This window comes from Nocardia ignorata NBRC 108230 (assembly GCF_001612905.1).
GTDB classification, from domain to species: Bacteria; Actinomycetota; Actinomycetes; order Mycobacteriales; family Mycobacteriaceae; genus Nocardia; species Nocardia ignorata.
Genome location: NZ_BDBI01000011.1, coordinates 41,855 through 65,009, shown reverse-complemented (window position 1 = coordinate 65,009; position 23,155 = coordinate 41,855). Strand labels below are relative to the sequence as shown.

Sequence of the window (23,155 nt, the reverse complement as noted above, 5' to 3'; positions counted from 1 at the left end):
TTAATATCCAGCATTCATGCGATCGGTACTCGCTCGATGAGCGCGACCTTGACATGGTCGGGCCGCTTCAGGGTGCCGTCGGGCACCAGCTCGACGGTCGTCTTCACGTTGAGCGCCGAGCGCACCCGGCCTTCGATGGTGGCGCGCAGGTCGTCGCGCTGCTCGGTTGTCAGGTGCAATGCGTACTCCACCACCAAGGGAAGTGGGCGCTGGGTGGAGTGGCCCTCGAAGTCGGCGCGGATGCGCATCTCCCCGGTCGTCGCGGGCGCCAGTTCCATGACCAGCTCCTTGACCGCGGACGGGAACAGGTTGATGCCACGCACGATCAACATGTCATCCGTCCGCCCGACGCAGCGCACCTTGTAACCCGTTCGGCCGCAAGCACAATCGGTGCCGGTGACAACCACATGGTCACGGGTGCGGAAGCGCAGCAGGGGAGAGGCCTGGCGCCGCAGCGCCGTGTAGACGAGTTCACCGCTGGCGCCCTCGACGGGCGCCACCTGGTCGCCGGTCTCGGCGTCGATGAGTTCGGCGATCATCAGATCCGGTGACAGGAAGTGCATGCCGTCGCCGACTTCGCACTCGCCCCAGTAGGTGCACGCGATGTCGGTGCCGCCCAGCATTTCCCGTGCCGTGGCGCCCCAGAGCGATTCGAGCTTCTCGCGCACCGCGGGCAGCCCACCGCCGGGTTCGCCACCCACACTGATCGCGCGCACGCCCAGTTCGGCGGCGGCGCGACCGACGATCTGCGGTGCCTGCTCGGCCAGGTGGGTGAGGAAGTAGGGGGTGCCGATCAGGGCGTTGGGACGCTGATCGGCCTGCACGCGCAGCAGCCGTTCGGCGCCCGCTTCCGCGCCGATCGGGATGTCCACGATGCCCATGTACTGCAGGATCTGCACGACCGGCAGGCCACCGACGAAGCCTTTGCTCATGCCGAAGCCGTGCAGCAGGCGGTCGCCGGGCCGGAATCCGTTGGCGTAGAGAGCGCGTGCGCCCAGTTCGCTCCAGGTACGGATGTCGCTTTCCGTCAGGCCGACATACGACGGTGAACCCGTGGTGCCCGAGGACGCCTGAATCTGCACGATGTCGGCCTCGGACGCGGCGACGTGCGTGCCAAGCGGTGGGGCGGAGGCGAGGCTGTCGCGCAGTTCCTGCTTCTCGGTGAACGGCAGACCGGCCAGGTCGTCGACGGTTTCGATGCTGTCGACGTCGACGCCGTGTTCGGCGAACTTCGCCTGATAGAAGGCGCTGTGCGCGGCCAGGTAGGTGAGCTGCTCGCGGAGCCGCTCGTCCTGCACTCGGCGCGCCTCCTGCGCCGACAAGGTCTCGACAGCACTCCAGTACCGCGCCGAGAAAGGAACACTTCTCATGATGACTCCCGAATGGCCGTTGCAACGTCGTCGCGCTACCGTCGTGGTCCGGTGACGATTCTTCCCGACCATAGTTCGGCCTCTGCCGCTATTCAATTCACCGTCTTCGAATCACCGATTCGGTATTTTTCACTTGCTAACTTCCGGTCCGACGCTCAGCCTTGAGTTGTTTATGGCTGGCCGCGCTGACCTGCTGGTTTCCTAACTGAAACGATGTCCTGACCGGGATTCGGAGCTCTCGAACAGGCGATTCGAAGATCATCACTTGGCGCATCGGCCGAGCGGAATTAACGTACTGCTCGGCGAACAATCCATCCGAACTCATCGCATACGGAGCACAAAGAATGAATTCGAACTTCCTGGACGATGCGCAGGCCGACTGGCTCGACACCGTGAACAAATTCATGGACAACGAGATCACCGTCGAATATGTGCGCAAGTGCGACAGCGGCCGGGAGTACCCGTACGAGGCCTACGAGAAGATCGCCGCCCAGGGCTGGCTCGGCATCCTCATCGACGAGGCCGACGGCGGTTCCGGCGGCGACATCTTCGACTACTCACTGATGGCCGAAGGCCTCGGCAAGTTCGGTTTCGACTTCGCCTGCTCGGTGCTGGTCCCCACCTTCACCGCGATGAACATTCTCAAATACGGCACCGACGAGCAGAAGGCGCGCTACGTCAAGCCGTTCATCGACGGGCAGATCCGCTTCTCGGTCTCGATCTCCGAGCCCGACGCCGGCTCGGATGCCTCCAACACCAAGACCCGCGCGCGTCGCGACGAGAACGGTGACTGGATCGTCTCCGGCCAGAAGCTGTGGTGCTCGGGTGCGGCGGCCAAGGACACGGTTATCGCGATGCTGGTGCGCACCGACGCCGACGACAAGCACGGCGGCCTGTCGGTCCTGTTGATTCCCAACGACACTCCCGGCCTGGACATCCGCAAACTGCCGACGCTGTCGCGTCACGCCACCGGCACCACCGAGATCTTCCTCGACGAGGTTCGCGTCCCCGCCGATGCGTTGCTCGGCCAGGTCGGCCAGGGCTGGAAGATCATCACCGACCACCTCGAACTCGAGCGCTGTGCCGTCGCCGCCGCTTACGTGGGCAACGCCCAGGAAGCGGTGCGCGCGGCCAACAAGTACGCCCACGAGCGGATCCAGTTCGGCAAGCCCATCTACGAGTTCCAGGTGCTCAAGCACATGTTGGCCGAGAACCAGACCCGCGTCGACGCCGCGCGCCTGCTCTGCTACCGCGCCGCCAAGATGAAGGCCGCCGGTCTGCCCGCCGCCCGCGAGACCTCGATGGCCAAGCTCTACGGCTCCGAGACGCTCAAGCAGTGCGCCCTCGACGGCATGCAGATCCTCGGCGGCTACGCCAACCTGCCCGAGGCCGATATGGAGCGCTACCTGCGCGAGAGCGTGCAGTCCACCATCGGCGGCGGCACCTCGCAGATCCAGCGCACCATCATCGCCAAGTCGATGCGCCTGTAATCCGCCCTTCCGCAAGAACTTTCGAGGAGAACTTCGATGGCCACCATCAACAACCGCATCGACATGCCGCTCGACGAGATCGAGGTCGGCACCGTCTTCCGCTCCGGCGGACGCACCATCACCGAGGCCGACGTGGTGAATTACTGTGCGCTGACGGGCAACTGGATCGAGATCCACTCCAACGTCCACTACGCCGCGCAGACCCGCTTCGGTGAGCGTCTGGTACAGGGGTCGCTGACCTACTCCCTGATGACCGGCCTGATCCAGTTCGGCCCGTCGATCCAGGCGAACTACGGCATCGACAACCTGCGCTACCTCAAGCCGGTGCTCATCAACGACACGATCTACGTCACCGCCGAGGTGATAGCCAAGAAGGACAAGGACGAGAAGTTCGGCGTCATCACCTTCCTGATGAAGGCGCTCAACCAGCACGGTGACGTCGTCCAGCGCAGCGAGTGGAGCCTGCTCATGCTCCGCAAGCGCGAGGATCTCGAAGCCCTCGTCGGCGCCTCGCTGCCGACCGAAAAGGTGCGGGGCTGATTCGATGACCGCACAACCCGTCGCAGCGATCGTCGGCATGGGCGACGCCTATGCCACCCGTGCCGATCGTAAGGACCCGCTGCAACTGGCCGTCGAGGCCACCGTCGCAGCGCTCGCCGACGCGGGGATCACGAAGAACCAGGTGGACGCCCTGTTCACCGGACGCTCGCCGTGGGCCGACAAACGCTCGCAGTGGAACAACATCTTCGCCTCGCACATGCAGATGCCGCTGACCTTCACCAGCGAGCTCACCCTGCACGGCGCCGGCCTCACCGCCACGCTCGCGCAGGCGTCACAGATGATCGCCGCAGGCAAGGCGGAGTATGTGCTGTGCCTGCAGAGCGATGCGACGGAGTTGTTCGTCGACGCGGTGGCCATGGGTGCGGAGGCCGATGCGGATCCACAGTTCGAAGTGATGTACGGACCGACGATCCCGTCCCTCTACGCCCAGGCCGCGCGCCGGTACTTCCACGAATTCGGCATCACCGAAGCCGATCTGGCCGAGGTCGCCGTCGCCAATCAGCGCTGGGGTGCCCATCATCCGCACGCGGCCAAGGCCAAGCACGGCGAGATCGATGTAGCCACCGTGCTCGCCTCGCCGTATGTGGCGACGCCGCTGCGCCGGTGGATGTGTTCGACCTGGGGTGGTGGTACCGGCGGCGCGCTGGTCGTCACCGCACCCGACAATGTGCGTCCCCATCAGCAGCCGGTCTACCTGCACGGGTACGGATCGGCCACCACGCACGAGTACCTGTCGGACCGGATGAACATGCGCACATGCAAATTCGCCGACTTCGGCACCCTGCCCAACCTCACCTATACCGCCACCATCGAAGCGGCCAGGCAGGCCTATGCGATGGCCGGACTCGGCCCCTCCGATATCGACATGATCCAGATGTCGGTGAACTTCGCGCACATGGGCCCGATCGTCATGGAGGACTTGGGCTTCGCGAAGAAGGGCCGGGGCATCGACATCTATCGCGAGGGCCGCACCGGCATCGACGGCGACCTACCGACCGACACCAACGGCGGCTGGCTGTCCTTCGGCCAGCCCGGCATCTCCTGCAACATGGACACCCTCATCGAGACCGTGCGCCAGCTGCGTGGGCAGGCGCTGGGGCTGGCGCCCACCCGCAAGCCGGAGACCGCTCTGGTCCAAGGGGCGGGCGGCATGCTGGCGGCGGGCAGCGTCCTGGTGCTGGCGGCCTGAGCGGAATCGGAGACGAACATGAGCGAGACCACCCAACGACTGGCCGCAGCCGTACCAGTTGCTCGATGCCGCACCCTACTGGGCGGCGCTGGACGAGCGGCGCCTGACCTTTCAACGCTGCGCCGACTGTGCCGAAGCCGTCTGGCCCGCGCACTCGTACTGCCCCTACTGTGCTTCATCCGCACTGAACTGGCAGGAGTCGACCGGGCGCGGCACGGTCTACTCCTTCAGCACGGTGATGCGTGGCCCGACGCCGGTATGGGCGTCGATCACGCCCTACACGGTCGGGTTCGTGCAGATGGCCGAGGGCTATATGCTCTTCGCCCAGATCGACGGTGACCCCGAGGCCATCGCGATCGATCAGGACGTCACCGTCCGATTCGTCGAACGCGGTGCTCAGACCATCCCCGTCTTCACCGCCGCGAACCCCGGATAGAGGTACGTCATGAACCAGCAGAGCGAACTTCCGCTGTCCGGAATCGTCGTGGTCGAACTCGGCGACAGCGCCTCGGCGCCGTTCACCGGCAAGATCCTGGCCGAACTCGGGGCCGAGGTATGGAAAGTCGAACGACCGACCGGTGATTCGTCGCGCGGGTGGGGTCCGAGCATGTGGAAAGGCAGCGGCGCGGCGTTCCACGCGCTCAACCGAGGCAAACAGTCCATCAGTATCGACATCAAGGACCGCGAGCAGCTCGCGCTGCTGCACCAATTGATCGCCGAACGCGCCGACGTGTTCCTGCACAATCTGCGACCCGGCTCCGCGGCGAAGTACGGTCTGGACGCCGAAAGCCTGCGGGTCACCAAACCCGAACTCGTGCATTGCGAGGTCGGCGCGTTCGGGCACACCGGGCCGATGAACAGTCTGCCCGGCTACGACCCGCTGATGCAGGCGTTCTCCGGCATCATGAGCATCACCGGCGAACACGACGGCCCACCGGTGCGCGCGGGAGTGTCGATCATCGACTTCGGCACCGGAATGTGGGCGGCCATCGGCATCCTCGCCGCGCTCCATCGGCGCCGATCCAAGCTGGACGGTGCCGCGGTGAACGCCTCGCTGCTGGAAACGGCGATCGCATGGATGTCGATCGGCGTCGCGGGCTACAACGCCGACGGCGCCCCCGGTGAGCGCCACGGCTCGGGGGTCGCGTTCATCGTCCCGCACCGCGCCTACTCGGCCGCCGACGGTGATCTGATCATCAGCTGCGGCAACGACGGACTGTTCGCTCGCCTGAGCCAGGCGCTGGACCGACCCGAATGGGCGAGCGACGACCGGTTCGCGACGAACACCGCTCGGCTGGCCAACCGCGCCGAGATCGACCGCTCGATCGGAGACCGGCTGGCGGAGCACCCACGCGAGCACTGGCAGAAACGGTTGCAGGACTTCGGTGTTCCCGTGGCGCCGGTGCAGACGACTGCCGAGATGGTGGCCCACGAACAGACCAGGGCGCTCGGCATCATCGGTGCGCCCACCGGGGACGAGATCGGGGTCGTCGGACTGCCGCTGTCGTTCGACGGCAAACGACCGCCCCCCTTGCCTGCCGCGCAGGATATCGGCGGCGCCGACGACCGGTTGCGCGGTGTTCTCGGACAGCGACGCGGCACCGACGGCAACAGCGATGGCTGAGCGCAGCGGCCCGCTGACGGGCATTCGCATCGTCGAACTCGGCGGGGTCGGACCGACCCCCTTCGCCGCGATGCTGCTGTCGGACCTGGGCGCCGATGTCATCCGGTTGGACCGGCCGCCGGGTTACGACGGCGGTGCATCGGTAGACGCCAAGTTCAACCTGCTCAATCGGGGCAGGCGCAGCGCTGTGTTCGACCTGAAGAAGCTCGCTGCGGTCGAGGCCGTGCTGCGGCTCGTCGGCCAGGCTCATGTGGTACTCGAGGGGTTTCGGCCCGGAGTCGCGGAAAAACTCGGCCTCGGCCCCGAGGAATGTATGGCTGTGAATCCGGCTCTGGTATATGGCCGGATGACCGGGTGGGGCCAGCACGGGCCGCTCGCGCGTGACCCCGGACACGACCTCAACTACATCTCGCTGACCGGCGTGCTGCATGCGGTCGGCCGCGCGGGTGAACCGCCCGTCATCCCGCTCAATCTGGCGGGTGACTTCGGCGGTGGATCGCTGTACCTGGCGCTAGGGGTGGTCTCCGCGCTGCTGGAAAGTCGTTCGTCCGGCCGAGGGCAAGTCGTCGACGCTGCCATGGTCGACGGCTCGGCCTCGCTCATGACGCTGTTCTACGGCCTGTTCGCCGCGGGTTACTGGAGCGACGAGCGCGGCGTGAACCGGCTCGACTCGGGCGCACCCTGGTACAACGTCTACGAAACCGCCGATGGCGGCTGGATCAGTGTGGGCGCCAACGAATCCCGCTTCTGGCGCAATCTGCTGCGGATCATGGGTATCGACGAAGCGGAACTGCCCGGCCAGCACGACAAAGCGCAATGGCCCGCGATGCGGGAAAGATTCGCTGCCGTGTTCCGCACCAGAACCCGCGACGAATGGTGTGCTCTCGCAGCCGGCCAGGAAGCCTGCCTTACTCCGGTGCTCTCGCTCACCGAGGCACCGAGCAACTCACACCTGCGGGCCCGTGGCACCTTCGTCGATGTCGAGGGAGTCGTCCAGCCCGCTCCGGCACCGCGTTTCAGCCGCACACCCGGTGCGATCCAGCGACCGCCGGCCCAACCCGGTGAGCACACCGACGAGGTGCTGGGGGACTGGGGCTTCAGCCCGGACGAACGCACAGCCTTGCGCGATCAGGGCGCCATCGGCTGCTCGTGAACACCTGGCCACGTTGTCGCGTGACGCCGCTGCCGCCCGCCGCCTGTCCGCCGCGCCACCAAACCCTCGCGCGGAGCGAAGGCGCGTCGAATCTCGGCGAAGAAGCGGCGCGGCGTCATCGAACCCAACCACCGCGCCTCCCCGCCGACTAGCCGAAGCGCAGCATGACTACTTCGAGCCTGTAGCCCCGAAGTTGGACTCCGAGGGCTGGAGGATGACGAACCCCGCGCCGAGGAATCGCACCTGTGCCACCTCGCCGGAGCCGCCACGCAACATCGATCCGAAGCTCTGGGTGCGCACGAGGGATGTCTGCAGGCCCGAGGACCAGCCGATCAGTGCATCGGAATCGGCGAACACCGGCTGCTGAGGGCTGACAGGAATGACAAGCGGCTGACCGTGGCTTGTGATCGCCAGTCGGCCCTGTCCCTGGAAAACGCAGTTGAACAGACCACCGCCGACGAAAGCACCTGCGCCGGAGACCATCTGGATGTCATAGCCGAGGCTGGGCTCGTAGACGAGAATGTGTTTGCCGTTGATCGAGAGCGAATCTTCGGGATCGAGGTCGATGAGAAAGCAATTCGACGCATGGTGGGCGAACCAGACCTCGCCCCGCCCTCGGCAGGTCATCAGCGGCACCTCGGTGCTCCTGAGCTCTCGCGGTCGGCGCCTGTTCGAACCCTCGGGGCCGAGCGCCTGCCTCACGATACCGAGCCTGCGGATCGGCGCCGAGATATCCGTCGTGGGTCCGTCCGACTACGGCGGTCCGAACGAAGGGGCTGGGCGGATTTCCGCCCAGCCCCTTCGTTTTCGGCACGGGGTTCAGTGGCGAGCCTCGACTACCGCGCCCTCGGTGTGGAAATCGGCCAGCTCCACCTGATGTGTCATCCGCCAGTAGTCGGCGACCCGCCAGGGCATATTGGTGACCACACGGCCCGCCGCGTTGCGGTACCAGCTGCGCATGCCGCCGTAGCTCCAGATCATCCTGGCGTGGGCCTCGTCGAGTTCCCGGTTGTAGCGGTCGTGCACCTCCTGCTTGCACTCGACGGTGGCCAGGTCGCGTTCGATCATGGTGCACACCAGATCGGCGATATACCGCACCTGGCATTCCGCGATCGTGATGAAGCTGCCGCCGTGACCGATATTGCTGTTCGGGCCGTAGGTCAAGAAGAGATTCGGGAATCCCGGCGTAGTGACGCCGAGGTAGGCTCGCGCATCTTCCTCGCCCCAGATCTCGTGCAGGAGGCGACCGTCGCGGCCGCGTACGGTGATCGGGTACAGCGGGCGCCGCGCTTCGAAACCTGTTGCCATGACGACGATGTCGGCGGGACGTTCTGTCCCGTCACCCGCCCGTACCCCGGTGGCGGTCAGCTCGGCGACACCATCGGTGACGAGCTCCACGTGCGGTTCACGTAGTGCGGCGAACCAGCCGTTGTCCAGCAGCATCCGCTTCCCGTAGGGCGGGTAGTCGGGCAGCGTCTTGGCGATGAGATCCGGTCGGCCGTCGAGTTGTTCGGTGAGGTATCGGGTGAAGTACTGCCGATGCCGGTCGTTCGTCCGGTTGATCGAGCGTCCGCCGCCGTCCCACTCGGGGTCGACGTGCAGTGAGGGGTGAACGCGGTCGTTGAAGGTCCAGGCCAGCCGGAAGCGGTTCCAGCGGCGATAGAACGGCAGATGGCGGTTGAGCCAGTGGATGTCGCCGTCGATGGTCCGGAAGTAGTCGTTGCTCGGTGCGATCCAGTGCGGCGAACGTTGGTACACCGTCAGTGATTCGACGTCGCCGACGATGGCCGGCACGATCTGCATGGCGGTGGCACCGGATCCGACGACGCTGACCCGCCGCCCGGTCAGGTCGAGGCCTTCCGGCCAGCGTGCCGAATGGAACAGCAGCCCACCGAAGTTCTCGGCGCCCGCCACCTTGGGCATCTTCGGCCGATTCAGCTGCCCGGTCGCGGTGATCACCACATCGGCGACGGCGGTGACGCTGTCGCCACCGGGCTCGGTGACCCGCAACTGCCAGAGCCGTTCGAGCTCGTCCCATTCGGCGGCGGTCACCTCGTGCCCGAATCGGATCACCGAACGGTCGACGCACTCGGCTGCCATCTCCCGCAGGTAGGCCTCCACCTCGTCGCGCTTGCCGAAATGCTGGGACCAGTCGCGTGGATAGAACGAGAAGGAGTACAGCTGGCTCGGCGTATCGACGCCGCAACCGGGGTAGTGGTTTTCCAGCCAGGTGCCGCCGACGTCGTCGTTCTTCTCGAACACGACGTGCTCGACCCCGGCGAGGTCCATCGCGCGGGCGGCCAGCAGACCGGACACGCCCGCGCCGATGATCGCCACCCGCATCGGCCGCTTCACCGTGTGTGGGGAGCGTGGCGCGTGCGGGCGGAAGCCGAGTTCGTCGGCCATCATCGGTTCGAAGTCGGCATGGACGGGCTCGCCCGCGACCAGCGACATCAGTCGCAGCAGTAGGTCTCCCGTGGGGGCGGGCACGGCGGGAGGCTGTCCCGCCGCCCACGCCCGGACCGCGGTCGCGGCCGCCGCGTAGATCTGCGCGCGGATCTCGGGCGCGAGTCCGCCGTCGTCGTTGTTGTCGATCTGGGGTGCGCGACGCGGGCGGTAGGGGTCGGCGAGCCAGCGGTCGTCGCCGGTCAGCTGGTAGAGCATCGCGACCAGGCTCGGGATATTGCCCGAGGCGAGTTTCTGCTCGAGCCGATCGTCGAGATCTTCGGTACGTAGGTCGAGCGGGTTCGGTTCGGTCATCGGAATGTCCTTCGTGAGTGGGTGAGTGCGGCGCCGGGGCGGATCAGGTGGTGATCAGCGGCCAGAGTCCGTCGCGGGCCGCCGCCATCGCGGCCGTGGTGAGCTTGTCGTCCCAGGAGCGGACCGAGCCGAATTCCGAGCGCCACGCCAGCGCAGCGCCGGTGAACTCGTGCAGCCGGTGTTCGAGCGTCGCACCCATCGCACCGTGGACCTGATGGGCGTTGCGCACCACCACCGAGGTGGCATGTCCGGCGCACGAACGAGCCACCGCGACAAGGAAATCCAATTCCTCCCCGGACCAATCTGTCCGGACGGCTGCGGCGACGGCGGCTTCGGTCGCGGCCCGGGCCAGCGACGCCTGCGCGGCGATATCGGCCACAAGGGTCTGCACGGCTTGGAACTTCGCGAGCGGGCGGCCGAATTGGACACGTTCGACGGCGTGGGTGACCGACATATCGAGGATGCGGTCGAGCGCCGCGCACACCTGCACCCCGCGGGCGAGCGCGCCGCGCAACCACAGCCGCTCGATCGCGGTGCCGGGCACGGTGATGCCGGTCAGAAGGTGCGGATCGGCCGTCACTGTGTCACGTGGTTCACCCGCGCTGTTGACGCCGTGGGTGATACGCAGTTCCGCGGTGGGCACATCGGCGACGAGGCAAGCGCCGCCGTGGTGCCACACGGTCACGACCCGGTCGACTTCCTCGGCCCAGGGCACCCCGCGGGCTGTGCCGGTGTGATCGAGCAGGCACACGGTGCGCCGTTCGTCGTCGACGGGCAGCCCGGCGTCCTCGAGCAACCGGCAGGCGAGCAGATCGTGTTCGGCGAGGGGAACCCGCACGCCGTGCGTCGCCGCCGCACGCAACAGTTCCGCCGCCTCGGCCCATCCCGCACCGCTGCCGCCGAGGTCCGCACTGCCGGTCAATCTGGTCAGGCCGAGTTCGGAGAGCTGGGCCCACAGGCCGTCGTCCCAGGTGGCAATCTTTTCCGGTGGGTGCTGCTCGCGGTGGCGGGCGAAGACGGCCGCCATCATGTCGGTGAGCTCGCGGTCGACGGCATTCATCAGCGCATCCCCAATCCCCGCGCGATCACACCGCGCAGAATTTCGTTGGTGCCGCCTCGGAGTGTGAAACCGGGACGCTGGACGACGGCATCGCCGGTGAGTGCGCGGTAGTGCGCGGGCGATTCGGCATCGGACAGGAGATCGGCGAAATCGGCGATGTCGCCTTCGGTGGATGTGCCGAGCACCTTCACCACCGCCGCCGCGATATCAGCGCCCGGTTCCGCGCGTTCGAGGGCGCCGGCGACCGCGCTCGACATCTGATGCAGCGCTACCACCCGCGCGGTGAGCCGCCCGAGGTCGCCGTGGCGTGGCAGCGCGCCTGCCGCCATCTGTTCGGCGGTTTCGGCGAGCAGTGCGAAGGTCGACAGGAAGCGTTCGGGACCACTGCGTTCGAAGCCGAGTTCGGAAGTGACCTGCTGCCAACCGTTTCCGATGGTGCCGAAGACCATGTCGTCGGCGACGAACACCGTGTCGAGCAGCACCTCGTTGAAATGGTGTTCGCCGTTCATCGAGATGATCGGCCGAATGTCGACACCGGGTGCGCGCAGGTCGACGAGGAACTGGCTCAGACCGTCGTGCCGGTGAGCGGGGTCGACGGGGGCTGTGCGGGCCAGGCAGATGAACGCGTCGGCCCGGTGTGCCCCGGAGGTCCACACCTTCGTTCCGGTGATCGACCAACCGCCTTCCACCCGAACAGCTCTCGTCGACACACTGGCCAGGTCCGAGCCGGAATCCGGTTCGCTCATCCCGATCGCGAAGAAGCACTCGCCCCGGGCGATCGCGGGCAGGAACCGGTGCTTCTGGGGTTCGGTGCCGTATTTCAGCAAGGAGGGCACGATCTGCCGGTCGGCGATCCAATGCGCGGCGACGGGGGCGCCCGCGGCGAGCAATTCCTCGGTGACGGCGAAGCGTTCGACGAAACTGCGTCCGTGGCCGCCGTATTCGGTGGGCACGGTCATGCCGAGCCAGCCGCGGGCAGCCAGTGCGCGGGTGAAGTCCTCGTCCCAGCCGGTCAACCACGTGTCGACCGCGGGGTGAAAGGTGTTCTGCGCGCGCTGCTCGGTGAGGAAGGCGCGGACCTCGGCACGGAGTTCGTCGGTGGCGTGCGGATCGTCGACGACTGCCGGTACCAGTCGGGTGATGGTCATGTGCGGGTTCCTTCCGTCGACCCGTAGCTGCGTCCGCCGCAGCTGTAGAGGAGCTGCCCGGTGACGTAGCGCGCCTCAGGGGAGGCGAGCCAGGCGACCGCGCTCGCGATGTCCTCGGGTTGTCCCGGTCTGCGCAGCGGAATACGCGACACGATGCGGTCGCGCACCCGTTCGGGCATCGCGTCGGTCATGTCGGTGGCGACGAAGCCGGGTGCGACCGCGTTCACCCGCAGGCGGGGCGCGTAGGCGAGCGCGAGAGTCCGGGTGAGGCCGACAATTCCGGCCTTGGACACCGCGTAGTTGAACTGCCCGACGTTGCCGAGGTGCGCTCGCGAGCCGATATTGACCACCGCGCCGTCGTCGGCCATGTCGCCAGCCAGGGTGCTGGTGAGCTCGTAGGTCGCGCCAAGGTTGATCCGGGTGACCTGCCGGAACATGTCCTCGGTCAGGTCCGCGACGAGCGCGTCACGGGTGATCCCGGCATTGTTGACCAGCACGGCGAGCGGTTCGCCGGTGGCGCGGACGGCGTCGCGGATCGCCGCGCGACCCGGTTCGGTGGCGATGTCGGCTTCCACGGCTACCGCGTTCAGGGCCGCGGCGCGCTCGCGCACCGCCGGATTCAGGTCCACCAGGACCAGCTGGTGACCGGTGGCCGCGAGCCGATGGGCGATGGCGGCACCGATCCCGCGTGCGGCGCCGGTGACGAGTGCGAGGGTCATGGCAGTGCCGCTCCCAGGTGGTCGGTACCGAGCGGGAAGATCTGGCCGTTGGCGCCGCGGGTGGCGACCAGCAGTTCGATCGACTCGGCAACTGTTGTCGGTTCGATGCCCGTGCCGACGGCGAGCACGCTCACATAGCAGTTGTTCTTCCTGCGCTCGAACGTCAGCGCGCGGGCGCCCCCGAGCAGGCCGGTGGCCACCGCTGCGTCCAGCGGTGCGCCGCGGCCGAGGATCGCCTCGGCCCGCACGACATACACGACCGGCGCATCGGCCAGTACGGCTTCCCTGGTGAGTGCGAAAGCCTCGGCGAGTTCGTCTTCGGCCGCGGTCCAGCCGGACAGTCCGGTGCGCGCTTCGAACACCAGACCGCTCGGCGAATCACCGTGTCCGGCAGTTTGTTTCGCGAGAAGCTCGGACAGTTCGAGATCGACGACCCTGGTCCTCATACCGACACCGCCCGCTTGAGAAGGGAGACCATCTCACCCGCCTGCACGACCACATCGTGCTGATTGAAGACTTCGACGCGCTGCACCATCACCCCGCGATCGGGCTTGGACGTCGGGCGCAATTCGATGATCTCGTTGGCGGCCCGGATGGTGTCGCCGATCAGCACCGGCCGCAAAAAACGCCAGCCGCGAATCTCGGCGAACGCCAGCAGCGAGTCGCCGAAGATGTTCAGCCGCCCGCGCAGGCCCGTGACCATCGACAGGATGAGCGCGCCGTGGGCGATCCGCTCGCCGAACTGGCTGTCGCGCATGGCTTGCGCGTCGGTGTGCAGGGCATGGAAGTCGCCGGAGACGCCACAGAAATTGACGATGTCGGCCTCGGTGACGGTGCGCCGCTCGGTGTCGAAGCGCATGCCGAGCTCGGCGTCGTCGAACCACATTCCGGTCATGGAGAACCTTTCGAAGATGCCGGGGAGGAAGTGCAGCGGAACGATCGCCGCTTGCAACGCAACTTAATACCGTCTAGTCGGAACGTCAATATCGATAAAACCCAGTTCAAAGCCTTGGCATGTGCGTAGTATCGCTCCAAGGTACCAACTAGTCGGAACATGAGTGTGCGAATTCGCCAGCACCGCCTGTGTGCCGACGCATCACCCCTCGAGTCCTGGAGCAGCAGATGGACACCTTGCCCACCGGTCGACGACAGACCGATCCGGTACCGACCACGCCGACCGACGACGAGCCGGCACGCCGACGTCGGCGGGTGTACGCCGCGAGCGCCATCGGCAGCGCGATCGAGTACTACGATTTCCTCATCTACGCGACCGCGGCCAGTCTGGTCTTCGGCCCGGTGTTCTTCGCGGGCGCCAGTCCGGCCGTGGGCGTGATCGCCTCCTTCGGCACGCTCGCCGTCGGTTACCTGGCGCGCCCCCTGGGTGGCATCGTCTTCGGGTATTTCGGCGATCGCGTCGGCCGCAAGTCCACCCTGATCTGGACACTCACACTGATGGGCCTCGCGACCGCGGCGATCGGGCTGGTGCCGACGCCGGACCGGATCGGTGTGCTCGCGCCCTGCCTGCTCGTCCTGTTTCGAGTCGTCCAGGGCGTCGCCGTCGGCGGCGAGTGGGCCGGTGCGGTGCTGATGTCGGTGGAACACGCGAAGTCGGAGTCACGCGGGCTGTTCGGCAGCGCCACCCAGACCGGGTCGGCGGTGGGGCTGCTGCTGTCCTTCGCGGCTTACGCCGCGCTCGGTGGACTGAGTGAGGAACAGTTCCTGTCCTGGGGTTGGCGGCTACCGTTCCTTGCGACCCTTGTCCTGCTCGGGATCGGCATGTACGTGCGGTTGGCGGTGGTCGAGAGCCCGGTGATGGCGGCCCAGCGGCAGTCCGCGACGACCGGGAGCGGTCCCGCTCCGCTGGTGGCGCTGCTTCGCGAGCGGCCGATGCGGGTTCTGCTCGGGATCGGCGTGTACGCCGGGCCGTTCATGGCCTACGCGACAGCGACCTCGTTCCTGGTCACCTACGCCACCACGCGGTACGGCGTGCCACGGCACCTGATACTCAATGCCTCATGATCGCTACGGCGGGCATGCTGGTGACAATTCCGTTGTTCGCGACCCTGTCGGACCGGATCGGTCGCAGGCCGGTCTACATCACGGCCACTCTGCTCACCGTCGTGCACGCCTTCACGGTCGTCCCACTGGTGACCTCCGGTTCGTTCCCGCTGATCCTGACGGCCTACGTGATCGGCCTGACGCTGCTCAACGCCGCGGTTCTCGGGCCGGTGGGTGCGCTGCTCGCCGAGCTGTTTCCGACCTCGTCGCGCTACACCGGGGTGTCGCTGTCCTACCAGTCCGCCGGGGTGATCGGCGGCGGGCTGGGGCCGCTGCTGGCGGCCGCGTTCGTCGCACCGGGCGGCCCGGGGATCGTCGCGGTGTCGGTGATGATCGCGGTGTTCTGTGTGGTGAGCGCCGGATGCGTGTGGGTGCTGGGGGAGACACGACGAGCCGACCTGTATCGGATCGGCGACTGAGGATTCGCACACGTGGCGCCGTCGGTTTGTTAGGCTGCCGTACCGACCGGTGTGGTGTACGGAAGGCTGCCCCCGCGCTGGTACTCAAAGCCGCAGGCAGCAGGATAGTTTACTCGCCCCGACTCGGCGAAGGATCGTTCAACCTACCAACCCGTTGGTATACAGGGGTAGCGTCGGAGTGCCGTGGTCCGTCGTGAGAAGAGAGGCGTTGTGGCCAGAGAAGCGAAGTCCACCGGTGCCGGACAAGGCACGCGCAAACGCAGGCCGTCCGAGCGCGATCACCAGGCGCTGCTCGAGAGCGCGCGACGCCTGTTCGAGGAGAAGGGATACGACGCGGCCGAAGTGCAGAGTCTCGTCGAGGCGGTCGCGAACACCACTCCCATGAGCAACGGGCGGACCGACGGCCGCCGCGTGCGTGACCCCGAAGGCGCTCGCCGGGCATTGCTCGAGAGCGCGGTGCGTCTGTTCGAGAACAACGGCTACGCCGCGACCTCGGTACAGAGCATCGTCGAGGGCGCCGAACTGACCAAAGGCGCCTTCTACCACCATTTCGAAAGCAAAGAAGACCTGCTGCGCCGGGTGCACGACGAGTTCATCAACTACCAGCTCGGCCGTGCCCGAAATGTTCTGGCCGACGCCGGGCAATCCACCGAGCAGACCCTGCGCCGGTTGATCGCGGAGGCACTGCTGGAACCGATGTCGCTCTACAAGTCGGAGATCACCGTCTTCCTGCAGGAGCGGCGGTTCCTGTCGGGTGAGGTGTTCGCGGAGATCCAGCGCAAGCGCGACGAATTCGAGCAGTACTTCGTCGATGTGATCGAGCGCGGCATGAACGAAGGTGTCTTCCGTCGACTCGCACCGGCCCGGCTGGTGGCGTTCGGCATCATCGGAATGGGTGCCTGGACGCACGTGTGGCTCGACCTGAACGGGCCGGTTTCCCCGCAGGAGATCGGCAATATCTACGCGGAGATCCTGCTGAAAGGCCTGCTCGAAACCGATGATGTCGATGCGCGATGACGAGTGGGTCGCGACCGACGTAGCCGAACCGAGATAGCCGAGGTTGGTGGCGTGGTGGTGACAGTTCCGGACGACGGTGGTGGCGCCGCCGGTGATCTGCCGGTGGACCTCACCCGATTCATCGGTCGGCGGCGGGAACTCGCGGCCGCGCGGCAATCCTTCGAGCGTGCCCGCCTGGTGACTCTGACCGGCACCGGCGGCGTCGGCAAGACCCGGCTGGCGTTCCAATTGGCCAGGGAAGTGTCGCGGGCATTCGAGGAGGGTGTCCGGGTCGTCGCGCTGGCCGATCTACAGGACCGCACGCTGTTGGGGCACACGGTCAACGCGGCGGTGGGAATCCGGGAGACCTCCGCTCGCTGGCAGCTCGACACTCTCGTCGAATACCTCGGTGACCGGCAGATGCTGATCGTGCTCGACAACTGCGAGCACCTCGTCGACGACGCCGCCGAGCTGGCCGCCGCGCTGCTGCGCTCGTGCCCCCGGCTGCGGATTCTCGCCACCAGCAGGCAAGCACTCAATATCGACGGTGAAACGGTGGTTCCGGTGCCACCGCTGTCGGTCCCCGACGTCGACAACGGGTGGAACCGCAGTGCGGCGGCGGCCGACAGCGAGGCGGTGAGCTTGTTCGTCGACCGTGCGGCGAGCGTGGTCCCCGGTTTCACCCTGAGCGCGAGTACGCAACCACAGGTGGTCGAGCTGTGCCGGCTGCTGGACGGGATCCCGTTGGCGATCGAGCTCGCCGCCGTGCGATTGCGGGTACTGCCGCTGGCCGAGCTGTCGGCCCGCATGGGCGACCGCTACCGGCTGCTCACCCAGGGCAGTCGCACCGCTCCGCCTCGCCACCAGACTTTACGGGCCTGCATCGACTGGACCTTCGAGCTCTGCTCACCCGCCGAACGGCTGCTGTGGAGCCGGTTGTCGGTATTCACCGGCGGGTTCGGGCTCGATGCCGCCGAGGCCGTCGGCTCCGGTGGGGAGATCGAACGCGACGAAGTGCTGGACCTGGTGGCCGGGCTGGTGGACAAGTCGATCCTGACCCGGGTGATGGAGGCCAGGGAGCCGCGCTATCAGATGCTGGAAACGATTCGCCAGTACGGCGCGGGTCGGCTCGCGGCGGAGGAACGCGCCGAACTCGAAGGCCGCCACCGTCGCTGGTATGTCGCCCTCGCCGAGCGCGCCGATCTGGATTGGTCGGGTCCGCGCCAGGTGGAGTGGCTCGAACGGCTGCGCTGGGAGCACGCCAATCTACGCGCGGCCCTGAACTCCGGCCTCGCCGCCGACCCGGTGGCGGGTATGCGCCTGGCGTATTCGATCGAGAACTACTGGCTCGCAAGGGGATTCCTGGCCGAGGCTCGGCAATGGCTGGACCGCTTGGGCCTCGCCGGGCCGGATCCGACGGTCGAGCGTGGTCGGGTCCTGCGGCTCAACGCCTGGCTGGCCATTCTGCAGGGCGATCACGAGGTCGTCTCGCCGTTGCTCGAGCAAGCCGCCGAGATCGCGTCGACGACGGGTGACCCGCTGCTGGCGGCGTTCGTCGACCAGACCTGGGGGTTGCTCGCGCTGTTCCAGGGTGATCTGGCCCTGGCCGTCGAACGGCTCGAGGAAGCGGTGGCGCGGTTCGCCGAACTGGGGCATCGCACCGCCGAGATCCATTCGATGTTCGAGGTCGGGCTCGCACTCAGCCTGGCCGGCGAGGGCGAGCGCGCGGCGGCCTGGCATCGCCGATGCTGTGAGATCACCACCGGCATCGGCGAGTCGTGGTGGCGGTCGTTCTCACTGTGGGCATTCGGCATCGAGAAACTGCGACAGGGCGACGTCACGACGGCGGCGAAGCTGGAGCGCGAAACCCTCGAGCTCAAGCGTCAATTGGATGATCAGCTCGGAACCGCAGTCTGTCTGGAGGCGATGTCGTGGATCGTGGCCTCCGAGGGTGATGCCGAACGGGCGGCCCGGCTGCTCGGCGCTGCGGATGCGATGTTGCGCAAAGTGGGTATGGCGCTGGACGGCATTCCACGATTGTGGGCCTTCCACCTCCGCGGTGAGGACACCATGCGGCGCCGGGCCAGCGAGCGCGGTTTCCGCAGCGCGTATGCGGCGGGGGCGAACCTGCCGACCGACGCGGCCGTGGCGCTCGCGCTCGACGACGGCGCGAATGTCGTTGCGGCGCAACCGCGCCGCGAGAATCCGGCTCCGGTGCAGGACGCGCTGACCAGGCGCGAGCACGAGATCAGCATGTTGGTAGCCAGGGGACTGACCAACCGGGAGATCGCCTCCTCGCTGGTGATCTCGGTTCGCACGGTGGAAAAGCACGTCGACCACATCATGTCCAAACTCGGTCTGGGAAACCGCACTCAGATCGCCGCGTGGGTCGCCGACGCCCGCGGCGAAGGCTGAGACGCAGAAACCCCGGGCACGGTCAGCGTCACGACACTCGCAGCAGGGACGCGTCGTACAGCTGCCATCCGTCGATCGAGAACTCCACGCCGAATCCGCAACGGCGCAAGTGGTTTGCCACATCCTCGAGCAGTTGCCGCCGACAGGCCGGGTCTCCGCATGTCCTGATGAGTGCGCCCCTGGCCACGCCCACCCGGACCGCGTCCGCGATCAACCCCGCGAGCAGGCGCGCCGAGGCGGGGAATGCGATTTCGATCGGGCGCGGCGAGTGGATGTCGGGATCGAGCACGGCATGCCGGGTGGTGTCGATGCGCAGGATCGGCATCGGTGTGCGGCCTTCCTCGACCTCCAGCCTGCCGGCCAGCACCGCGGCGTCGCGCAGGTTGTCGGCGTCGAGCGGACTCGGGTGGACGGCGGCGGGCCCGTCCTCCATGCGACGAAATGCGGGCTCGCTGCCTTCGTCGACGAGCCACAGGGTCACGGCGGGCACTGGCGTCATGGCGTTCACTCCTGGGACAGGCGGGTCTGCGCTGGTCCACCAGATCTTCGGCGCTCACCGCGCCGATGCCATCCGTAATCGTACGTATCTCGGTACGAATACGGCTATCGATGCCCAGGCGCGGGGATACGCTTCCCGAAAGAAGCAGCCGAGACGTCGATACCGCCTGGTCGGCATGTGTCCAAAATCCACCTCGAATCAGTAGAGCCTTGACAAACTGGCCTGATTCACCGCAAGGTACCAACTAGTCGGAATGGTGCCGTGATATCTCCGGCTCCTGCCGATTTCGAGACTTGGAGGAGATCGTGAGAACAGATTCCATCGGCGACAGGAGCGGCACTGATGCCCGACCGCCCGTTCAATGACTGGCACACCCACATCTATCTGCCCGAGCACCTCGGCCCGGTATGGACCGATCGTGGGACCGAGCTCGTCGGCCGACCCGGATTCGGTGCCGCCGATCTCGACGAGCACACCAGGGTGATGGTCGCCTCCGGTGTCGATCGGTTCCTGGTCCTCGGATTGCAGGTGGCCAGAATCGGTATGAAGGTTCCTAACGATTACGTCGGCGAATACCTCGCCGCCCACCGCGATCACGCCATCGGCGTGGGTAGCGTCGACCCGACTCAGCCCGGTGCCGCAGCCGAATTGCGCCGTGCTGTCACTGAATACGGGCTACACGGAGTCAAGCTGTCGCCCCCGTATCAGGGTTTCCACCCTCATTGCGAGGAGGCGTACGAGGTCTACCGCGCGGCCGCGGATCTCGGCATCTTCCTGATGTTTCATCAGGCGAGCGTCTTCGCGCCCGACGGCTGCAACGAGTACGCCTATCCGACACTGCTCGACAAGGTCGCCCGTGAGTTCCGCGATACCAACATCCTCGTCGCCCACTTCGGCAAGCCGTGGATGAACGAGACGGTCGAACTGATGATGAAGAACCGCAACGTCTTCGCCGACATCTCGACCCTGCCGGTGAAAACCTGGCAGCTGTACAACGGGTTGCGTCTCGCCGTCGAAGGCCACGTCACCGACCGGCTCGTCTTCGGCTCGGACTTCCCGTCGTTCGATCCGCGCGAGGCCGCCGACCAATTCCTGGCCGTCGCCGACCTCGAGATGCCGCTGCCCATCGACCGTGACGTCGTCGAGGACATCCTCTACAACCGGCCGTTCGACCTGATCCTGCGCAAATAGCGCGCCCGCTCATCCGAAGGAGACCGTCATGATCGAGTATCTGAACCCGCCCGCGCTCGGCGACTACACCGCAGCGGGTCTGTCGTCGGGCACTGCCAGCGAAAAGTTCGTCTACGCGGCAGGTCTGGCCATGGACCCGGCGACGATGAAGCGGCGCGCCGACGCGGCGACGATCGCGGACGAAACGCGCATCTGCCTCGACAACATCGCCACCATCCTCGCCGAGGCGGGCCTCGGTCTCGGCGACATCGTCAAGACCACCTGCTACCTGCGCGACGACGCGTACCGGGTGGAATTCATCGAGGCGTACAAGGCGATGTTCGGAGCGGGGCCGTACCCGGCGCGCTCGACGTTCGTCCTCGGCATCGCCTCGGATCTCCGCGTGCAGATCGAAGCGGTCGCCGTGCGCGCGGACGCGCGGTGAGCGCCGTGAGCTCGACACCCGAGTTCCAGAAGATCCGGCTCGAACGTCGTGATGACGGCGTGCGGGTGCTCGAACTCGACGATGCGGACAAACGCAACGCCATCGGCCCCGTAATGCGCGAGGAATTGCTCAGCGTGGCAGCGGAATTGGCGAACGACACAGAAGCACGGTCGCTCGTGGTGACCGGAACGGGAACCTCGTTCTGTGCCGGCGCCGACCTGATCGCGCTCTTCGATGCCGAAGACGCGACACCCGCGCAGATCCGCGAGCGTCAACTGTCCTACTACGACAGCTTTCTCTGGCTCCGTGAACTGCCGTATCCGACGGTAGCCGCAGTGCAGGGGCACGCCATCGGCGCGGGGCTGAACTTCGCACTCGCCTGTGACGTCGTGATCGCCGGTCCCGCGGCGAGATTCGGTGCGACCTTCGCCCGGCTCGGTCTGCATCCCGGTGGCGGTTGCACCTGGTTCCTGACCGAACGACTCGGCGGCGGACGGGCGCTGCACACACTGCTGCTGGGAGCCGTCCTCGACGGCGAGGAGGCGTACGCGCGCGGCCTCGCCGACGTCTTCGCGCCCGACGCGAGAGCCGAAGCGCTGACCTTCGCGACCTCGATAGCCGCCTTGGAGCCTTCCTTGGCTCGTGACATCAAACGTGCGGTCGCCATCGCGGCGGACGGTTCGTTCGAGGCGACGCTCGGCTTCGAATCGTGGGCGCAGGCGGCGAGTACATATCAGCCCGGGGTGCGGGAAGGGATCCGGGCGGCGGGTCGCAGTACCGGCGCCGCGACGAAGGAGACGAAGTGATCGATCAGGAGCAGTTCAAGAAGATCATGGCGTGTGCGCCCGGCCCGGCGGCGATCGTCACCGCGACCGGTGCGGACGGCCGCCCGCAGGGGCTCACCGTGTCGGCGGTGTGCTCGGTGTCGCTGGATCCACCACTGTTGTTGGCGTGTCTGGATCTGGGGTCCAACACGCTGGGAGCGGTGCGGGCGAGCAAGGCGTTCACCGTCAACTACATCGCCGCGGGCCGGGAACGTGTCGCGTTGGACTTCGCGGTGAAGTCCGATTCGAAGTTCGACAGCCACGCCTGGTCGGCCCCCGCCACCTCGTATGGTGGTCCGATCCTCGATCAGCACTGCGCGGCCTACGCGGTGTGCCGGGTGGAGCAGTTCATCGAGGCAGGCGATCACGTGATCGTCGTCGGTGCGGTCGTCGAGGGTCGAGCCGGTGAGGATCACGCCCTGGCCTACGCGCGACGGGCCTTCTTCACCGCGGTGAGCGCGTGACAACGCCGGTGGTCGGCGTCGTCGTCGGAAACCCGCGCCAGGGATCGCGCACTACCAAGGTCGCGATGGCCGTCGCCGAACAGCTCGCTGTGTCGATGAGCGGAAAGGTCGGTCCCGTCGTCGAACTGGCCGACCACGGCCCGGCCGTGCTGGACCCGGACAGTGCACAGGTGCGCGCCGACATGGTGACGTTGAGTGGGGTCGACGTGCTCGTCGTCGCCTCGCCGACCTACAAGGCCACCTACACCGGGCTGCTGAAAGCGTTCCTCGACCGCTACGGTCCGCCTGCGCTGGACGGTGTCGTCGCGGTCCCGGTGATGGTCGGCGGCGCGCCTGCCCACGCTATGGCCGTAGAGGTGCATCTGCACCCACTGCTGGTCGAACTCGGGGCTGTCACCCCGACGCGCGGGCTCTTCGTGCTGGAGTCCGACATCGACCGTCTGACCGGGGTCGTAGCCGACTGGCTGACCGGCGCGCGCACGGCGCTACGAATGGTTCGAATCGGCGACTGACAACGAGAACAACTGAGCGGCAGCACGTTCCAGCATGTTCTGTCGAGGCTCTGTGCTGTCCGGGAGACAGCCGAAGCCGAGAAAGGCCCGCCTGACCGGCCGGACCCGCCACGCGCGGGTCCGGCCGTTTTGGTGTGTGCCGCACGTATTCGCTACGTACGTCCGGGAATACGTAGCGAATACGTAATTGCGCGGTCGTGTTGCCGGGCGACCCCGTGGAGTCTGATGTGACGGTTGCCACTCGGCGAACAGGCGCATCGGCGACCTTCCCCTCTGTCC

General features: G+C 66.8%; 24 protein-coding genes. 15 read left to right on the top strand and 9 right to left on the bottom strand.

Annotation, left to right across the window (positions count from 1 at the left end; all coding sequences use genetic code 11):
• Positions 1–14 precede the first annotated feature (14 nt).
• A complete protein-coding gene (locus NI2_RS09675) occupies positions 15–1,370 on the bottom strand; it encodes a phenylacetate--CoA ligase family protein (RefSeq protein ID WP_067488628.1) in 1,356 nt (451 codons plus the stop codon).
• 344 nt (positions 1,371–1,714) lie between these two features.
• Here NI2_RS09675 and NI2_RS09670 point away from each other — a divergent pair, with 344 nt between their 5' ends.
• From NI2_RS09670 to NI2_RS09645, 6 genes are read left to right on the top strand one after another with little or no spacing between them, the layout of a single operon-like run.
• Positions 1,715–2,860 carry an acyl-CoA dehydrogenase family protein gene (locus NI2_RS09670; protein ID WP_067488626.1) on the top strand — a complete coding sequence of 382 codons (1,146 nt, stop codon included), beginning with the start codon at positions 1,715–1,717 and terminating at the stop codon, positions 2,858–2,860.
• A 36-nt stretch (positions 2,861–2,896) separates the two neighbouring features.
• Positions 2,897–3,400 (top strand): MaoC family dehydratase, encoded by a 504-nt coding sequence (locus NI2_RS09665; RefSeq protein ID WP_067488624.1) that lies wholly within the window; start codon positions 2,897–2,899, stop codon positions 3,398–3,400.
• A 4-nt stretch (positions 3,401–3,404) separates the two neighbouring features.
• The gene (locus NI2_RS09660) at positions 3,405–4,610 is read left to right on the top strand and encodes a thiolase family protein (protein ID WP_067488622.1); all 1,206 of its coding nucleotides are present in this window, start codon (positions 3,405–3,407) and stop codon (positions 4,608–4,610) included.
• 58 nt (positions 4,611–4,668) lie between these two features.
• A complete protein-coding gene (locus tag NI2_RS09655; RefSeq protein ID WP_067488620.1) occupies positions 4,669–5,046 on the top strand; it encodes a Zn-ribbon domain-containing OB-fold protein in 378 nt (125 codons plus the stop codon).
• A 9-nt stretch (positions 5,047–5,055) separates the two neighbouring features.
• Positions 5,056–6,234 (top strand): CaiB/BaiF CoA transferase family protein, encoded by a 1,179-nt coding sequence (locus NI2_RS09650; RefSeq protein ID WP_067488618.1) that lies wholly within the window; start codon positions 5,056–5,058, stop codon positions 6,232–6,234.
• Entirely contained in the window at positions 6,227–7,387 is a 1,161-nt protein-coding gene (locus NI2_RS09645; RefSeq protein ID WP_067488616.1) for a CaiB/BaiF CoA transferase family protein, read from the top strand. The genes NI2_RS09650 and NI2_RS09645 overlap by 8 nt, the downstream gene beginning before the upstream one ends.
• Positions 7,388–7,555: 168 nt before the next feature.
• On the opposite strand, the gene NI2_RS09640 is transcribed toward NI2_RS09645, so the two are convergent.
• From NI2_RS09640 to NI2_RS09610, 7 genes are all read right to left on the bottom strand, one after another.
• Complete coding sequence (locus NI2_RS09640; protein WP_084476338.1) at positions 7,556–8,014, bottom strand: AIM24 family protein; 459 nt, start codon at positions 8,012–8,014, stop codon at positions 7,556–7,558.
• 192 nt (positions 8,015–8,206) lie between these two features.
• On the bottom strand, positions 8,207–10,147 hold the full coding sequence (locus NI2_RS09635; protein ID WP_067488612.1) for a flavin-containing monooxygenase: 1,941 nt from the start codon (positions 10,145–10,147) through the stop codon (positions 8,207–8,209).
• Positions 10,148–10,190: 43 nt separating this feature from the next.
• Entirely contained in the window at positions 10,191–11,207 is a 1,017-nt protein-coding gene (locus NI2_RS09630) for an acyl-CoA dehydrogenase family protein (RefSeq protein ID WP_067488610.1), read from the bottom strand.
• Positions 11,207–12,355, bottom strand: coding sequence for an acyl-CoA dehydrogenase family protein (locus NI2_RS09625; protein ID WP_067488608.1), 1,149 nt, complete (start codon positions 12,353–12,355; stop codon positions 11,207–11,209). Before NI2_RS09625 ends, NI2_RS09630 begins: the two co-directional genes overlap by 1 nt.
• On the bottom strand, positions 12,352–13,074 hold the full coding sequence (locus tag NI2_RS09620; RefSeq protein ID WP_067488607.1) for an SDR family oxidoreductase: 723 nt from the start codon (positions 13,072–13,074) through the stop codon (positions 12,352–12,354). Before NI2_RS09620 ends, NI2_RS09625 begins: the two co-directional genes overlap by 4 nt.
• Positions 13,071–13,520 (bottom strand): hypothetical protein, encoded by a 450-nt coding sequence (locus tag NI2_RS09615; RefSeq protein ID WP_067488606.1) that lies wholly within the window; start codon positions 13,518–13,520, stop codon positions 13,071–13,073. Before NI2_RS09615 ends, NI2_RS09620 begins: the two co-directional genes overlap by 4 nt.
• Positions 13,517–13,969 carry a MaoC/PaaZ C-terminal domain-containing protein gene (locus NI2_RS09610; protein ID WP_084476336.1) on the bottom strand — a complete coding sequence of 151 codons (453 nt, stop codon included), beginning with the start codon at positions 13,967–13,969 and terminating at the stop codon, positions 13,517–13,519. The genes NI2_RS09615 and NI2_RS09610 overlap by 4 nt, the downstream gene beginning before the upstream one ends.
• 227 nt (positions 13,970–14,196) lie before the next feature.
• Here NI2_RS09610 and NI2_RS09605 point away from each other — a divergent pair, with 227 nt between their 5' ends.
• The 4 genes from NI2_RS09605 (at position 14,197) to NI2_RS09595 (ending at position 18,962) form a co-directional block, all read left to right on the top strand.
• Positions 14,197–15,093, top strand: a complete 897-nt coding sequence (locus NI2_RS09605; RefSeq protein ID WP_243749950.1) for an MFS transporter — start codon at positions 14,197–14,199, stop codon at positions 15,091–15,093.
• Entirely contained in the window at positions 15,090–15,551 is a 462-nt protein-coding gene (locus tag NI2_RS35070; protein ID WP_243749949.1) for an MFS transporter, read from the top strand. Before NI2_RS09605 ends, NI2_RS35070 begins: the two co-directional genes overlap by 4 nt.
• A gap of 210 nt (positions 15,552–15,761) precedes the next feature.
• Entirely contained in the window at positions 15,762–16,568 is an 807-nt protein-coding gene (locus NI2_RS09600; protein WP_243749948.1) for a TetR/AcrR family transcriptional regulator, read from the top strand.
• 51 nt (positions 16,569–16,619) lie between these two features.
• The gene (locus NI2_RS09595) at positions 16,620–18,962 is read left to right on the top strand and encodes a helix-turn-helix transcriptional regulator (RefSeq protein WP_067488605.1); all 2,343 of its coding nucleotides are present in this window, start codon (positions 16,620–16,622) and stop codon (positions 18,960–18,962) included.
• Positions 18,963–18,990: 28 nt separating this feature from the next.
• Here the strand turns inward: NI2_RS09595 and NI2_RS09590 are convergent, their stop codons facing one another.
• Positions 18,991–19,461, bottom strand: a complete 471-nt coding sequence (locus tag NI2_RS09590) for a hypothetical protein (protein ID WP_133734084.1) — start codon at positions 19,459–19,461, stop codon at positions 18,991–18,993.
• A 342-nt stretch (positions 19,462–19,803) separates the two neighbouring features.
• Between NI2_RS09590 and NI2_RS09585 the strand changes: the two genes are divergently transcribed.
• Genes NI2_RS09585 through NI2_RS09565 form a run of 5 tightly spaced genes read left to right on the top strand, consistent with a single transcriptional unit; the run spans position 19,804 to position 22,876 of the window.
• A complete protein-coding gene (locus tag NI2_RS09585) occupies positions 19,804–20,652 on the top strand; it encodes an amidohydrolase family protein (protein ID WP_067488602.1) in 849 nt (282 codons plus the stop codon).
• Positions 20,653–20,680: 28 nt separating this feature from the next.
• Positions 20,681–21,076, top strand: a complete 396-nt coding sequence (locus NI2_RS09580) for a RidA family protein (protein WP_067488600.1) — start codon at positions 20,681–20,683, stop codon at positions 21,074–21,076.
• A gap of 5 nt (positions 21,077–21,081) precedes the next feature.
• Entirely contained in the window at positions 21,082–21,882 is an 801-nt protein-coding gene (locus NI2_RS09575; protein ID WP_067489103.1) for an enoyl-CoA hydratase-related protein, read from the top strand.
• Positions 21,879–22,364: a flavin reductase family protein gene (locus NI2_RS09570; RefSeq protein ID WP_067488597.1), complete on the top strand. Its 486-nt coding sequence runs from the start codon at positions 21,879–21,881 to the stop codon at positions 22,362–22,364. Before NI2_RS09575 ends, NI2_RS09570 begins: the two co-directional genes overlap by 4 nt.
• Positions 22,361–22,876, top strand: coding sequence for an NAD(P)H-dependent oxidoreductase (locus NI2_RS09565; RefSeq protein WP_067488595.1), 516 nt, complete (start codon positions 22,361–22,363; stop codon positions 22,874–22,876). The genes NI2_RS09570 and NI2_RS09565 overlap by 4 nt, the downstream gene beginning before the upstream one ends.
• The last annotated feature ends 279 nt before the right edge of the window (positions 22,877–23,155 follow it).